This is a genomic window from Nakamurella sp. A5-74 (assembly GCF_040438885.1).
Lineage (GTDB): Bacteria > Actinomycetota > Actinomycetes > Mycobacteriales > Nakamurellaceae > Nakamurella.
In genome coordinates this window covers 1,286,369-1,300,942 of record NZ_CP159218.1, presented here as the reverse complement: position 1 = coordinate 1,300,942, position 14,574 = coordinate 1,286,369, and the positions used below count along the sequence as shown (strand labels likewise).

The window sequence follows — 14,574 nt, the reverse complement described above, 5'->3', positions numbered from 1 at the left end:
CTCGGGACAGCAGCCGACGCTCAGTAGATCAGCTGCCCCACCGTCATCAGGTCGAGGCCCCACGACGGGACGATGCCGAGCACCACCGTCGCCAACGCGCACACCACCAGCACGACGGTCGTCGGCACACCCGGGACGACGACGTGCGCGGCGCCCGCACCGGTCTGCGGCTCGGAGAAGTACATGAGCACGACGATCCGCAGGTAGAAGAACGCGGTGATCGCGGTCGCCACCATCGCCACCACCACCAGTGGGCCCATGCCCTGCTGCGAGGCGGCGGTGAACACGCTGAGCTTGCCGATGAACCCACTGGTCAACGGGATCCCGGCGAACGACAACAGGAACAGGCTCATCGCAGCGGCGAGCGCGGGTGATCGTTTGGCCAGCCCCGCCCAGTCGCTGACCTGGTTCGCCTCACCGTCGCCCTTGCGGACCAGGGTCAGGATGGCCAGCGCACCGATGGTGGCCAGGCCGTAGGTCAGCAGGTAGAACATCATCCCGGACGCACCGCGCTGGGTCAGCGCCATCACGCCGAGGATCAGGAATCCGGCGTGCGCGACCGACGAGTACGCCAGCATGCGCTTGATGTCGTTCTGGGTGATGCCCAGGACGGCGCCGATCACCATCGAGGCGATCGCCACCACCCACAGCACCGGCCGCCAGGTGCTGACCATCGGCTCCAGTGCCGACCACATCACCCGCAGCATCGCGGCGAAAGCCGCGAGCTTGGTGCCGGCCGCCATGAATGCGGTGATGGGCGTTGGCGCACCCTGGTAGACGTCGGGGGTCCACAGGTGGAACGGCCCGACCGAGGCCTTGAACAGCAGCCCGACCAGCAGCAGCGCGATGCCCAGCAGCAGCAGGATGTCCGAGCCGGTGCCGGCCGCAGCCGCAGCCCGGATCCCCGCGAAGGTCAGCGAACCTGCGTAGCCGTAGAGCAGCGCGATGCCGTAGAGCAGGATCGCGGACGTGAAGGCGCCCAACAGGAAGTACTTGACGGCGGCTTCCTGGCTGATCAACCGGCGGCGGCGAGCGAGGCCGCACAACAGGTACAGCGGCAGGCTGAGCACCTCGAGCGCGATGAACAGCGTCAGCATGTCCGAGGCAGCCGGGAAGACGAGCATCCCGGAGACCGCCAACAGGGTCAGCGGGAACACCTCCGTCTGCATCGGGGCGGCGAGCGCGGTGGCCTCCCGGTCCTTGACCGATCCGACCCGGATCGCCGCCTGCGCCACGAAGGCGCCGCCCGGCTCCGACACCCGGTCGGCGATCAGCAGCACCGACACCAGGGCCAGCACCAGCAGCACGCCCCACATCACGTAGGTCCCACTGTCCACGGCGATCGCACCCGAGAAGGTGAGCGCGTACCGGTGCTGGGTGCCGCCGATGACGGTGAACACACCAGCCCCGACGATCGAGGCCACGGTGACGAGAACCTGCGCGCCGTAACGGTTCCGACGCCCGACGACGGCCTCCACCAGCACACCGACCACGGCGCCGCCGAGCACGATGAGCAGCGGCAGGACCGCCCGCAGATCGACGACCGGGGCGACGATCGGGTCGACGGCCGCTCGGGCGAGCGGGGTGGCCAACTGCTGGAACGACTGCGTGGCGGTCACCGACCGGCCTCCTGTCCGATCAGGTACTGCTGGCTGCTGGCGTCGACCGGGCTCCCGGAGTCCACGACTGTGCGGGCGGCCACCGGGTCGATCACTTCCAGCACCGGCTTCGGGTACACCCCGAGGAACACGATCAGTACCACCAGCGGGGTCAGCACGGCGATCTCCCGCTTCGAGAGATCACCCCAGAGCGCCTTCGGCTGCGGAGCCGCGTGCGCCTCGGTGTGCGCATCGGTGTGCGGCTCGGCGACGGCGACCCGGCGCGGGTCCGACGGCGCCGAGGCCCGCTGCGAGGTCTGCATCGCCGGAACGGCTCCGCCACCGGCGATGTCGGACGCTGCCGGAATGCCGAGCACGGCACTGCCGCGGACCGGCCCGGTGAACACCCGCTGGAAGATCCACAGCATGTAGACGGCGGCCAACACGATGCCGATGGTCGCCAGGACAGCCCAGACCGGCTGCGTGCGGAAGGAGCCGATGAGCACCAGGAACTCGGAGATGAAGGAGTTGGTCCCCGGCACGGCGATGGTGGCCAGCGAGCCGATCAGGAACAACCCACCCATGATCGGCGCCACCTTCCAGACGCCGCCGTAGTCGGCCAACTGACGGCTGCCACCGCGCGCTGTGAGCATGCCGACGAGCAGGAACAGCAGACCCGTGGCCAGACCGTGGTTGACCATGTACAGCACGGCACCGGAGACGGCCTGCGTCGTGAAGACGAAGCAGCCCATGGCGATGAAGCCGAAGTGTGCGATGGAGGTGTAGGTGACGAACCGTTTGATGTCGGTCTGCCCGGCGGCGACGATCGCGCCGTAGAGAATGCCGATGACGGCCAGCAGCAGGAACAACCAGGCGAGCTTGTGGGAAGCAGCCGGCAGCAACGGCAGACAGATCCGCAGGAAGCCGAAGGTGCCCACCTTGTCCAGCACACCGACGAGCAGCGTTCCGGCCCCGGTGGGTGCTTCGGCACCGGCATCGGGCAGCCAGGTGTGGAACGGGATCAGCGGCGCCTTGATCGCGAACGCCAGGGCAAAGCCGGCGAAGATCCACAGTTGGGTCGACAACGGGATCTGCGAGGCGATGGCCCGCAGTTCGGCGAAGTCGAGGGTGCCGCCCTCCGGTCTGATGTCGGCGCTGGCCACGTAGAGCCCGATCAGGCTGGCCAGCATCATCAGGCCGCCTAGCAGCGAGTAGAGGAAGAACTTGGTGGCGGCGTAGGTGCGCCGGACCCCGCCGTAGGCGCCGATGAGGAAGTACATCGGGATCAGCATGACCTCGAACATCACGTAGAACAGGAAGACATCGGTGGCGGCGAAGACACCGATCATCGCGCCCTCGAGGGCCAGCAGCAGGCCGAAGTAGCCGTTGATCGACCGGCCGGCGGGCAGCTTCTCCTCCCACGACGCGCCGAGCACGATCGGCACCAGCAAGGCGATCAGCGCGATCATCACCAGCGAGATGCCGTCCACCCCGAGCGAGAACCGGACCCCGAACGCCGGGATCCAGTTGACCGAGAAGGTGCTGGAGAACAACGACAACGTGCCGGGTGGCGTGGCTGTCGGCGGGTTCGCGGTCCACGCGGACGCCAGCACCGGCAGGCTGTTGCGGTGTGCGATCCACAGCGGCACGGCCAGCACGAGCGGCTGCAGGGAGAACCCCAACGCGATGAACTTCGCGGTGCGCACGGGCAGGTTCTTGCTGAACATCATCACCAGCGCACCCACCAACGGCAGGCCGATCATCAACGGCAGCAACGGATTCAATGCAGAGCCACTCACGAGTACCTCACCACGATCAGGGCCAGCACGAGAACGACGGCGCCGGCCATCATCGAGAGTGCATAGGAGCGGACGAAGCCGTTCTGCCAGCGTTTCCAGCCGTTCGACAGCGCACCGAGTCCGGCGGCCAGCCCACCGACCGCACCGTCGATGCCCTTGGCGTCGGTGTAGACCGACATCCTGGTCAGCCAGATGCCGGGCCGGGCCACCAGGGTCTCGTTGACGGCGTTGCCCCCGACGTCGGCGCGCGCCCACCGCACGAGCGGCGAGACGTGTGCGGGCGCCGTCACCGGCACGCTGCGGCGGCCGAACAGCAGGAACGCCGCGACGACGCCGATCGCGACGAGCACCAGGGTGAGCACCGTGATGGCGAGCGCCGAGAGCGGACCATGCTCCTCGGTGAACGCGCCGACGACCGGGGCGACGTATTCGACGTACCGGTGGCCGATGGCCAGGAACGCGCCGGCCCCCAGCGCACCGACGGCCAGCAGGATCATCGGGATCGTCATCACCGGCGGCGACTCGTGCGGGTGGTACTCACGACCGTCGGCCGAGCGCAGTTCCTTCCACCGGGCATCGCCGAAGAAGGTCATGATCATCATCCGGCTCATGTAGAACGCCGTCAGCCCGGCAGCGAGCAGCGCTGCCCCACCGAGCACCCAGCCCTTCGTCCCACCGGCGGCGAACGCGGCTTCGATGATCGGGTCCTTGGAGTAGAAGCCCGACAGGAACGGGAACCCGATGATCGCCAGGTAGCCGCACATCATCACGCCGAAGGTGATCGGCAGCCGGCGGGCCAGGCCGCCCATCCGGCGCATGTCGACGTCGTCGTTCATCGCGTGCATCACCGAGCCGGCGCCGAGGAACAGCGCCGCCTTGAAGAAGCCGTGCGTCAGCAGGTGCACGATCGCGAGCCCGTAGACACCGCTGCCGAGGCCGACGGCCAGGAACATGTAGCCGATCTGGCTGACCGTCGAGTAGGCCAGCACCTTCTTGATGTCGTCCTTCGCGCAGCCGGCGATCGACCCGAGCATCAACGTCACCGCACCGACGATGCAGACCACCAGCTGTCCATCGGGGGTCAGGTCGTACAGCGGTGCGCTGCGCGCGATCAGATAGACGCCGGCGGTCACCATCGTCGCGGCGTGGATGAGCGCCGAAACCGGGGTCGGGCCCTCCATCGCGTCCGGCAACCAGGCCTGCAACGGCACCTGACCGGACTTACCGCAGGCACCCAGCAGCAACAGCAGCGCGAGCGTCGTGATGGTGCCGGAGGAGGCGTCACCGAGCTGGGAGAAGACCCCCGCGTAGCTGGTGGTGCCGAACTCGCGGAACATCAGGAAGATCGCCAGCGCCAAGCCGACGTCGCCGACCCGGTTCATCACGAACGCCTTCTTGGCGGCGGTGGCCGCGGACGGACGGTCCGACCAGAACCCGATCAGCAGGTACGACGCCAGGCCGACACCCTCCCAGCCGGCGTACAGCGTCACGAAGCCGTCGCCGAGCACCAGCAGCAGCATCGCGGCGACGAAGAGGTTGAGGTAGGCGAAGAACTTGCGACGCTCCGGGTCGTGCGCCATGTAGCCGATCGAATAGACATGGATCAGCGCACCGACCCCGGTGATCAGCAGCACGAAGGTCAGCGAGAGCGGGTCGAGCTGCAGCCCGAAGCCGATGTCCAGATCGCCGGAGGGGATCCAGTCGAACAGCTGCAGGTGCGTCCCCCGTGCGTCGAGCTGGAAGAACAGCGCCAGCCCGATCCCGAACGCGATGACGACCATCAGTGTCGCGAGCAGGTGGCCGATCCTGTCCAGCGCACTGCCGCCGATCAGCAGGATCGCCGCGCCCGCCAACGGCAGGGCGAGCAGCAGCCAGGCGACCGAGGAGAGACCGGTGGCATTCACGTAATCGGATGTCATCCGGTGGAGCCCCCTAGAACTTCAGCAGGTTGGCGTCGTCGACCGATGCACTGCGTCGACTCCGGAAGATGGACATGATGATCGCCAGCCCGACGACGACCTCGGCGGCGGCGACGACCATCACAAAGAACGCCATCACCATCCCGTCGAGGTTGCCGTGCATGCGGGAGAACGTGACGAGCGAGAGGTTCGTGGCATTGAGCATCAGCTCGACGCACATGAACACCACGATCGCGTTGCGGCGCACCAGGAAGCCAACGGCACCGATGCCGAACAACAGGGCCGAGAGCACCAGGTAGTGGGTGGCCGTCATCGCCGGGCCCCCCGGTCGGCGGCACCGTCGGCGCCGTCTGCCTCGACGAAATCGTCGGTGACGACCGGCATCTCGGACATGTCGACCACCGTCGGATCGGCGCTCCCGGCGTCCGGCCGGCGCGGATGTCCACCCGACTCCAGCTCTGCGAGCATCGCGCCGGTGGCGTAGCGGCGCACGACGCCCTGTGCGACCGACTGCTCGACGAGCGGCGAGAGTGATTCCGGCGCAATGGATCCGTCGGGCAGCAGCGCCGGGGTGGCGTTGGACGACGAGGTGGCGAAGACGCCGGGGCCGGGCAGCGGCGACATCCGGTCGGAGCGCATCCGCTCCAACACCCGCTGCCGCTGGGTCCGACGCTCGGACGGTTTGCGTTCGATGTGTGCCAGCACCATCGCGCCGAGCGCGGCGGTGATCAGCAGGGCGCTGGTGAGCTCGAACGGGAACAGGTAGTCGGTGAAGATGGCCGCGGCGATCGATCCGATCGGACCGCGGTCGGCGAGCGAGGCGTTCAGCCCGAGGCTGGGCGCGCCCTGGAGTGACCGCAGCAGCCCCGTGACGAGCAGCGCCACGAGACCGATCCCCAGGATCGTCGCCGCCATTCGTTGTCCGCGCAGCAGTTCGATCACCGAGTCGCCGGCGTCCCGCCCGGTCAACATCAGCACGAACAGGAACAGCATCATGATCGCGCCGGTGTAGACGATCATCTGGGCGAAGCCGAGGAACTCCGACTGGTTCAGGATGTAGATGCCGCCGAGGCTGAGCATCGTCATCACCAGCCACAGCGCGGAGTGCACAGCAACCCTGGCGAAGACCATCCCGACCGCGCCGAGCAGCGCGAGGGGGCCGAGGATCCAGAACATCACCTGCTCAGCGCCTGTGTTCATCTCATACCACCGTCGGAGTTCGCGCCGGAAGCCTGCTGCGGCAACGGTTCCGGGCCTGCCGGGATCGTCGCCGGGTGGCTGCCCTGCGGCCGGAAGGTCGGATCGGCAAGGAACTGCGGTCCGAAGGCGTAGTAGTCCTCGGCGTCGCCGAGTCGCATCGGGTGCGGCGGCTGTTCCATCCCCGGCTCCAGCGGCGCGAGCAGCATGTCCTTGGTGTAGATCAGCCGCTGCCGGTCGTCGTCGGCCAGTTCGTACTCGTTCGTCATCGACAGCGCGCGGGTCGGGCACGCCTCGATGCAGAGTCCGCAACCGATGCAGCGCAGGTAGTTGATCTGGTAGTCCTTCCCGTACCGCTCACCGGGTGAGTACCGCTCGTCGTCGGTGTTGTCGCCGCCCTCGACGAAGATCGCGTCCGCCGGGCATGCCCAGGCGCACAGCTCGCAACCGACGCACTTCTCCAGACCGTCCGGATGGCGGTTCAGCTGGTGACGTCCGTGCCAGCGCGCCGCAGGCTGCTCGGGCTTGCGCGGGTAGTCGTCGGTGACCACCTTCTTGAACATCGTCGCGAAGGTGACACCGAACCCCTTGACCGGGTCGAGGAACGACATTTCACGAGCCTCCTGCTGTGTCGTGGGCGGTGTCGTGGGACTGGGTGGGAGCGATGGCATCCCCGTCGCTGCTGACCGGGACGGCTCTGCGCCCGCCACCCGGGGGTCGGGGGACGACGAGGTCGAGCGGCGGGATCGGGTACCTGCCCAGCGCGGGCGCGACCGCGGCGCCGCGTTCGATACCGTGCCCGACTGGTTGGATCTTGCCCTCCGCCTCGAGCCTGGCGTCGATCTCGTCGTCGGTCAGGTCGTCGTCGGTCTTCCGTGCAGGCCAGACCGCCACGACGATCAGCACGATCGCGAGCGGGATGCCCATCCACAACATGACCTCGCGGGTGGTCAGGTCGGTCGAGTTGTTGAGCACCCTGGCGGTGGCGACCAGCATGATCCAGCCGAGCGAGACCGGGACGAGCACCTTCCAGCCCAGATGCATCAGCTGGTCGTAGCGCACCCGGGGCAGTGACCCGCGCAGCCAGACGAAGACGAACAGGAAGATGAGCACCTTCACCAGGAACCACAGCAGCGACCACCAGCCGGTGTTCGCACCTGACCAGATCGAAATGGGCCACGGTGCCCGCCAGCCGCCGAGGAACAGGGTGGTGGCGATCGCCGAGACGTTGATCATGTTGATGTACTCGGCCAGGAAGAACAGGCCGAAGCGCATCGAGGTGTACTCGGTGTTGTAGCCACCTACCAGCTCGCCCTCGGCCTCGGGGAGGTCGAAGGGGGCCCGGTTGGTCTCACCGACCATCGCGATGCAGTAGATGATGAATGACACCGGCAGCAGCCAGATGTACCAGCCGCCCGCCTGCTGCTCGACGATCCCGGCCATCGACAGCGTGCCGGAATAGATGAACACGGCGACGAACGACAGGCCCATCGCGATCTCGTAGCTGACCACCTGGGCCGCCGAGCGCAGACCACCGAGCAGCGGATAGGTGGAGCCGGAGGCCCAGCCGCCGAGCACCAGGCCGTAGACGCCGATCGAGGCGAAGGCCAGGGCCGCCAGTACACCGACGGGCAGGTCGACCAGCTGCAGTGCGGTCTGGTGGCCGAACATCGACACCTGGCCGCCCATCGGGATGATGGAGAACACCAGGAAGGCCGGGATCGCACACATCACCGGCGCGGCGATGTAGACGAACTTGTCCGCGTTCTTCGGGATGATGCCTTCCTTGAAGTGCAGCTTGAGCGCATCCGCGAGCGACTGCAGCAACCCGAACGGGCCGTTCCAGTTCGGTCCTGGACGGTGCTGCATGCGACCGACGACGCGGCGCTCGAACCAGATCGCGAACAGCGTGAGCAGCAGCAGGACGACGAAGATCGCGACGCTCTTGAAGAGCATCAGCCACCAGGGATCACCGGCCAGCAGCGCGGTCACCGACCCGTCCGGCGCAGGACCGACCTCGGCTGCGGCGGCCAGTCCGACGGTCATCGCTGCGATCATGAGCTCTCCCCGATGGTGTGTGGTGCCACGAGTACCCGCGCCCCCGGTCGCGCGCCGGCGGTCAGTGCAGCGTCCAGACCCGGGATGCGCGCGGGCACCCAGACCGTGTCCGGGGTCATCGAGTCGTCGGCGACCGTGCGCAGCGGCAGTACCAGCGAACCACCGGCCCCGGTGATGCTGACGAACAGCACCCCGGCCAGACCCTGCGCGACGGCCGTCGAGGTCACCATCAGGGCGACGGGCTCCCTGGCGGTGCCGGCCAGGTGCGGCTCGCCGACCAGCAGGCTGCCACCGTCGATCGCGGTGCGATGGGTGGCCAGCAGCAGACCACCCGAGAACTGATCGGGCGCCGAACCGGTCGTCGGGCCAGCGGGCACGGCGCCGGTCGGTGCTGCGAGGGCTGCGCCGCTCCACAGTCCGAGCCGATCGATCTCAGCGGCTGCGGCGGCCGGTGACTGGGTGAACAGGTCGACGTCCATCTCGACTCCGAGGGTGTCCAGGATCCGTCCGTCGTCGAGCATGCCGGCCTTGCGGGTGGCCACCCCGAAGGAGCGGACCCGGCCTTCCCAGTTGAGGAAGGCACCGGACTTCTCCGCCGTCGCGGCGACCGGGAAGACGACGTCCGCCCGCACCGTCACCGCGGTGTGTCGCTGTTCCAGGCTGACGACGAACTCGGCCCGATCCAGGGCGGCGAGCGCCAGTTCACGATCCGGCAGGTCGGCCGGGTCGACCCCGCCGACCAGCAGCCCGCCGAGCTGCCCGGCGGCCGCGGCAGCCAGGATCGCTGCGCCGTCCCGGCCGGGAGCTGACGGGAGGTCGGTCTCCCACAGGGATTCCAGCTCGGCGCGGGCAGCCGGGTCGGACACCGGACGACCACCGGGCAGCAGTGACGGCAGCGCGCCGGCGGCGAGGGCGCCGCGCTCCCCTGCTCGCCGGGGAACCCAGGACAGCGTCGCGCCAGTGGCGTCGGCCAGTGCCGCCACCGCGGTGAGCAGGCCGGGGGTGGCCGCTGCGCGCTCACCGACCAGGATGACGGATCCCGCTCCGGTCAGCCGCTCGTCGCCGGAGAGCTGCTGCAGCACAGCGCTTTCCGCACCGGGGGCGGCCGGCAGCAGCGCGCCGAACAGTTTGTGCAGGCCGCGGGTGGCCAGCGGCGCGACGGCCGAGATCTTGAGGCCCTTGCGCGCAGCTTTGCGGAGCCGCAGGAACAGGATCGGGCTCTCCTCCTCGGGCTCCAGCGCCACCAGCAGGACGTGCTTCGCCTGCTCCAGGCCCAGCAGCGTGGCTCCGCTCTCGGGCGAGACGCCGACGACCCTGGTGCCGAGGAAGAACTCCTCCTCGGTTGAACCGATCCGGGCTCGGAAGTCGATGTCGTTGGTGCGCAACGCGAGTCGCGCGAACTTGGCATAGGCATAGGCGTCGGTCACGGTGAGCCGGCCGCCGGTGAGGACGCCGACCCCAGCGCGGTCGCGGGCGGCGCTCAGGCCGACAGCGGCCGCCGTCATCGCCTCGGTCCAGGAGACCTCGTGCAGCTCACCGTCGGCGCCGCGCACCAGCGGCGCGGTGATCCGGTCGGTGCCGACGTAGGTGAAGGCGAAGCGCCCCTTGTCGCAGTTCCACTCCTCGTTGACCGCAGGATCGTTGCCCGCGAGCCGCCTGGTGACCTCACCCTTGCGGTGGTCGATGCGCAGGCTGCAGCCGTCGGCGCAGTGCTCGCAGATGCCGTCGGTGCTGACCAGGTCGAACGGCCGGGACCGGAACCGGTATGCGGCCGAGGTGAGCGCACCCACCGGGCAGATCTGGATGGTGTTGCCGGAGAAGTAGCTCTGGAACGGCTCGTCACCCGAGGAACCGGTGCCGATGCCGATCTGCTGTTTGTTCCCGCGCTCGAGCAGATCGATGAACTGGTCGCCGGCGATCTGGTCGGAGAAGCGGGTGCACCGCTGACACAGCACACAGCGTTCGCGGTCGAGCAGGATCTCGGTCGAGATCGGGATGGGCTTCTCGAACACCCGCTTGACGTCGACGTTCCTGGTCTCGACGTTGCCGTTGCTCATCGTCTGGTTCTGCAGCGGGCACTCACCGCCCTTGTCGCAGACCGGGCAGTCCAACGGATGGTTCAGCAGCAGGAACTCGAGGTTCCCGCGCTGCGCCTTGTCCGCCACCGGGGAGGTGAGCTGGGTCTTGACGACCATCCCGTCGCCGACGGCCTGGGTGCAGGCAGCCTGCGGCTTGGGCATCGGCCGGCCACCCATCTCCACCTCGACCAGGCACTGCCGGCAGGCACCCACCGGGTCCAGCAGCGGGTGGTCGCAGAAGCGTGGGATGGCGATGCCGATGCGTTCCGCGGTGCGGATCACCAGCTCACCCTTGGGGGCGTCGAGCTCGACGCCGTCGATCACCAACCGGACGTGACCCTCCGGCACCGGCGGCTTCTCCGGCTGTTCGCCGGTCGCACCCGGCTTCTGTGCTGCGAGTGTCATCAGTGGGCCCCCACCAGTTGCTCGGTCCGGACGACCGGCGGCATGCGGCCGGTGACCAGATCCTCGAATTCGTGCCGGAAGTACTTGAAGCTGCTCAGGATCGGGGTGGCTGCGGCATCACCCAGCGCACAGAACGAGCGGCCCTGGATGTTGGACGCCGCATCGGTGAGCACGTCGAGATCCTGCAGCGTGCCGCGGCCGCTCACCACCCGACGCAGGATCTGCACCAACCAGCCGGTGCCCTCCCGACACGGGGTGCACTTGCCGCACGATTCGTGCTTGTAGAACTCCAGCCACTTCCAGACCGCCCACGGCACCGACACCGTCTCGTTGAAGCACATCAACGCGGTGGTGCCGAGCATCGAGCCGGCCGCGGCGACGTCGTCGAAGCTCAGCGGCACGTCGAGGTGCTCGGGGGTGAAGATCGGGGTCGAGCTTCCACCGGGGGTGAAGAACTTCAGCGGGATGCCGTCCTTCATGCCGCCCGCGGCCTCCAGCAGCTGCCGCAGCGTCGTGCCCATCGCCGCCTCGTACTGACCCGGCCTGGTGACGTGTCCGGAGAGCGAATAGATCTTGGGCCCCGGCGACTTCTCGGTGCCCATCTTGCGGTACCAGTCCGAGCCGCCGGACACGATGGCCGGCACCGACGCGATGGTCTCGACGTTGTTGACGACGGTGGGACGGGCATACAGCCCGGCGACGGCAGGGAACGGGGGCTTGAGTCGCGGCTGTCCGCGCCGGCCCTCCAGTGAGTCGAGCAGCGCGGTTTCCTCGCCGCAGATGTAGGCACCCGCACCGGCGTGCACGACGATGTCGCAGTCGAATCCGGTGCCCAGGATGTTCGTGCCGAGGAAGCCGGCCGCCCTGGCCTCCCGGACCGCCTGGGTGACGCGGCGCAGCGCCTGGACCGCCTCGCCGCGGATGTAGATCGCCGCCAACGATGAGCCGATGGCGTAGCAGGTGATGATGCAGCCCTCGATCAGCGAGTGCGGGTCGGCCATCATCAGCGGGATGTCCTTGCAGGTCCCCGGTTCTCCTTCGTCTGCGTTGATCACGAGGTAGCGGGGGCCGCCGTCCGGAGCGGGCAGGAACGACCACTTCAGACCGGTCGGGAAGCCGGCCCCGCCGCGACCGCGCAGCCCGGAGTTCTTCATCAGCTCGACCAGCCGGCCCGGTTCGGTCTTGAGCGCATCGGTCAGCGCGCTGTAGCCGTCGAGCTTGCGGTAGGTCGAGATCGCCCACGAACGCGGCGAGGACCACCGGCGGGTGAGCACCGGCGTCATCACCGCCGGCCCGGTCGGAGCCGGCGGTGCCGCCTTGTCCTGGGGGGCCCTGTCAGGAGTCGTCATGGCTGCGTCCTCACTTCTTCTCCGGCAGGGGTGGCATCTCGTAGCTCTCCGGCATGGCGGGGGCGGTCTGCCGCAGGTCCTCGGCGATCACGTTGCCCCGCAACGTCTCCGGGCTCGCCGTCGGGGTGTCGACGGTGCCCGCGAGATCTCCGTAGATGCCGGCGATCTCCCGGGACGTGGTGCGGAAGTCGGTGAGCAGAGCACCGCGGGTCGGCTCCGGCCGGCGACCGGCCTGCAGCTCGTCGACGATTTCCTCAGCGGAGTCGAGGGTCTGCTGGTCGTAGAACTCGTAGTTCACCGTCACCACCGGCGCGTGGTCGCAGGCAGCCAGACACTCGGCGGATTCCAGGGTGATCGATCCGGGCTGCCCCGGGGTCCCTGCCGTTCCCTCGTGTCCGATGCCGAGCTTGGCCGAGAGTCGGGCGAAGATGTCGTCGCCGCCGAGCGCCGCGCACAGCGCGTTCGTGCAGACGCTCACCAGGTGCTCGCCGCAGGGCGTGCGCTTGTACATCGTGTAGAACGTCGCGACGGCCTCGACCTCGGCTCCGGTGAGACCGAGAGTCGTGGCACAGAAGGAGATCCCATCGGCGGTGACGCATCCCTCGACCGCCTGCACCAGGTGCAGCAGCGGCAGCAGCGCCGACCGTTGCTGCGGGTAGCGTCCGACGATCTCGGCCGCCTGCTCGTGGGTGGCGGCATCGAAGATCATCCCGGTCCGCAGGAAGTGCGGTGCGGAGATCCGGTCGTGGCCGCGGCGGGAGGCGAACTGCTGCTCCCCCACTTCGGTTGCGTTCTCGTCGAAGCCCAGTCCGTTCGTCACACTCACCGGTCCACTCCTCCCATCACCGGGTCGATCGAGGCGACCGCCGCCACGACATCGGCGATCATCGATCCCTCGCTCATCGCCGGCATCGCCTGGAGGTTCACGAATCCGGGGTCCCGCAGGTGCACCCGAACCGGTCTGGTACCGCCGTCGGAGATCAGATGGCAACCGAGTTCGCCGCGCGGGTTCTCGATGCCGACGTAGGCCTGACCGACCGGCACCGAGAAGCCCTCCGTGACCAGCTTGAAGTGGTGGATCAGCGCTTCCATCGACTGACCCATGATCCGCCGGATGTGCTCCAGCGAGTTACCCATCCCGTCCGCGCCGAGCGCGAGCTGGGCGGGCCAGGCGATCTTGCGATCGGCGACCATCACCGGGCCGGGCTCGGCCAGCCGGGACACGCACTGCCGCATGATCTTCAGCGATTCGTGCATCTCGGCAACCCGCAGCCGGAACCGCGCGAAGCAGTCGGCCTCGGTGGCGGTCGGTACCTCGAAGTCGTAGGTCTCGTAGCCGCAGTACGGCATGGTCTTGCGCAGGTCCCACGCCAACCCGGCCGACCGCAGGATCGGCCCGGTGATGCCGAGCTGCAGGCATGCCTCCAGCGGGAGGATGCCGACGCCCTCCATCCGGCCCTTCCAGATCGGTTGCCCGGTCAGCAGTTTGTCGTACTCGGGGAGTCGCTGGTCCATGATCTCGATGAACGCACCGATCCGCTCGATCGAGCCCTCGGGGATGTCCTGGGCGATCCCGCCCGGTCGGATGAAGGCCATGTTCATCCGCAGACCGGTCAGGTACTCCATCAGATGCAGAGCTTCCTCGCGTTCCCGGAACGCGGCGGTCATGCCGGTCAGCGCGCCGAGTTCCATGCCGCCGGTACCGAGGGCGACCAGGTGCGAGGAGATCCGGGTGAGCTCCATCAGCAGCACCCGGATCAACTCGGCCCGTCGCGGCACCTCGATGTCCAGCAGCTTCTCGATGGCCATGCAGTAGACGGCCTCGTTGAACGCGGGCGAGAGATAATCCGCCCTGGTCACGAAGGTGACACCCTGGGTCCAGGTCCGGTACTCGCAGCTCTTCTCGATCCCGGTGTGCAGGTAGCCGATCACCGAACGCGCCTGGGTGACCGTCTCGCCCTCGAGTTCGAGGATCAGCCGCAGCACCCCGTGCGTCGACGGGTGCTGCGGTCCCATGTTGACGATGATCCGCTCGTCGCTGAAATCACCGGTACCGTCCGCCGGCCCGGCCGCCACATCGGCGACCAGGTCATCCCAGTCGCCGCCGGTGACGGTGAACATCCGCCCCTCGGTGGTCCTGGTCTCGCGGGCTCTGCGCACATCGTCCGCCG

General features: G+C 68.4%; 11 protein-coding genes. All 11 read right to left on the bottom strand.

The genetic code is table 11. The features are described 5' to 3' along the window. Positions 1 to 20: 20 nt before the first annotated feature. Entirely contained in the window at positions 21 to 1,619 is a 1,599-nt protein-coding gene (nuoN, locus tag ABLG96_RS05885; RefSeq protein WP_353650455.1) for an NADH-quinone oxidoreductase subunit NuoN, read from the bottom strand. Beyond that, positions 1,616 to 3,361: an NADH-quinone oxidoreductase subunit M gene (locus ABLG96_RS05880; protein WP_353651395.1), complete on the bottom strand. Its 1,746-nt coding sequence runs from the start codon at positions 3,359 to 3,361 to the stop codon at positions 1,616 to 1,618. The genes nuoN and ABLG96_RS05880 overlap by 4 nt, the downstream gene beginning before the upstream one ends. 32 nt (positions 3,362 to 3,393) lie before the next feature. Next, positions 3,394 to 5,316, bottom strand: coding sequence for an NADH-quinone oxidoreductase subunit L (gene nuoL / locus ABLG96_RS05875; RefSeq protein WP_353650454.1), 1,923 nt, complete (start codon positions 5,314 to 5,316; stop codon positions 3,394 to 3,396). A 13-nt stretch (positions 5,317 to 5,329) separates the two neighbouring features. Then, entirely contained in the window at positions 5,330 to 5,629 is a 300-nt protein-coding gene (gene nuoK / locus ABLG96_RS05870) for an NADH-quinone oxidoreductase subunit NuoK (RefSeq protein ID WP_353650453.1), read from the bottom strand. Further along, positions 5,626 to 6,516 carry an NADH-quinone oxidoreductase subunit J gene (locus ABLG96_RS05865; protein WP_353650452.1) on the bottom strand — a complete coding sequence of 297 codons (891 nt, stop codon included), beginning with the start codon at positions 6,514 to 6,516 and terminating at the stop codon, positions 5,626 to 5,628. Before ABLG96_RS05865 ends, nuoK begins: the two co-directional genes overlap by 4 nt. Next, positions 6,513 to 7,124: an NADH-quinone oxidoreductase subunit NuoI gene (gene nuoI, locus ABLG96_RS05860; RefSeq protein ID WP_353650451.1), complete on the bottom strand. Its 612-nt coding sequence runs from the start codon at positions 7,122 to 7,124 to the stop codon at positions 6,513 to 6,515. Before nuoI ends, ABLG96_RS05865 begins: the two co-directional genes overlap by 4 nt. A 1-nt stretch (position 7,125) precedes the next feature. Continuing rightward, on the bottom strand, positions 7,126 to 8,571 hold the full coding sequence (gene nuoH, locus ABLG96_RS05855; protein WP_353650450.1) for an NADH-quinone oxidoreductase subunit NuoH: 1,446 nt from the start codon (positions 8,569 to 8,571) through the stop codon (positions 7,126 to 7,128). Next, positions 8,568 to 11,054 (bottom strand): NADH-quinone oxidoreductase subunit G, encoded by a 2,487-nt coding sequence (locus ABLG96_RS05850; RefSeq protein WP_353650449.1) that lies wholly within the window; start codon positions 11,052 to 11,054, stop codon positions 8,568 to 8,570. Before ABLG96_RS05850 ends, nuoH begins: the two co-directional genes overlap by 4 nt. Further along, entirely contained in the window at positions 11,054 to 12,337 is a 1,284-nt protein-coding gene (gene nuoF / locus ABLG96_RS05845) for an NADH-quinone oxidoreductase subunit NuoF (protein ID WP_353651394.1), read from the bottom strand. Before nuoF ends, ABLG96_RS05850 begins: the two co-directional genes overlap by 1 nt. 76 nt (positions 12,338 to 12,413) lie before the next feature. Then, entirely contained in the window at positions 12,414 to 13,112 is a 699-nt protein-coding gene (gene nuoE, locus ABLG96_RS05840; protein WP_353651393.1) for an NADH-quinone oxidoreductase subunit NuoE, read from the bottom strand. A gap of 113 nt (positions 13,113 to 13,225) precedes the next feature. Next, positions 13,226 to 14,524 carry an NADH-quinone oxidoreductase subunit D gene (locus ABLG96_RS05835; protein ID WP_353651392.1) on the bottom strand — a complete coding sequence of 433 codons (1,299 nt, stop codon included), beginning with the start codon at positions 14,522 to 14,524 and terminating at the stop codon, positions 13,226 to 13,228. Positions 14,525 to 14,574 lie beyond the last annotated feature (50 nt).

What these genes read in the sequence shown, in the direction of transcription:
- ABLG96_RS05880 (WP_353651395.1), bottom strand. Translation starts at nt 3,361, where the DNA reads ATGATCGGCCTGCCGTTGGTGGGTGCGCTGGTGATGATGTTCAGCAAG.
- nuoL (WP_353650454.1), bottom strand. Translation starts at nt 5,316, where the DNA reads ATGACATCCGATTACGTGAATGCCACCGGTCTCTCCTCGGTCGCCTGG.
- nuoK (WP_353650453.1), bottom strand. Translation starts at nt 5,629, where the DNA reads ATGACGGCCACCCACTACCTGGTGCTCTCGGCCCTGTTGTTCGGCATC.
- ABLG96_RS05865 (WP_353650452.1), bottom strand. Translation starts at nt 6,516, where the DNA reads ATGAACACAGGCGCTGAGCAGGTGATGTTCTGGATCCTCGGCCCCCTC.
- nuoI (WP_353650451.1), bottom strand. Translation starts at nt 7,124, where the DNA reads ATGTCGTTCCTCGACCCGGTCAAGGGGTTCGGTGTCACCTTCGCGACG.
- nuoH (WP_353650450.1), bottom strand. Translation starts at nt 8,571, where the DNA reads ATGATCGCAGCGATGACCGTCGGACTGGCCGCCGCAGCCGAGGTCGGT.
- ABLG96_RS05850 (WP_353650449.1), bottom strand. Translation starts at nt 11,054, where the DNA reads ATGACACTCGCAGCACAGAAGCCGGGTGCGACCGGCGAACAGCCGGAG.
- nuoF (WP_353651394.1), bottom strand. Translation starts at nt 12,337, where the DNA reads ATGACGCCGGTGCTCACCCGCCGGTGGTCCTCGCCGCGTTCGTGGGCG.
- nuoE (WP_353651393.1), bottom strand. Translation starts at nt 13,112, where the DNA reads ATGATCTTCGATGCCGCCACCCACGAGCAGGCGGCCGAGATCGTCGGA.
- ABLG96_RS05835 (WP_353651392.1), bottom strand. Translation starts at nt 14,524, where the DNA reads ATGTTCACCGTCACCGGCGGCGACTGGGATGACCTGGTCGCCGATGTG.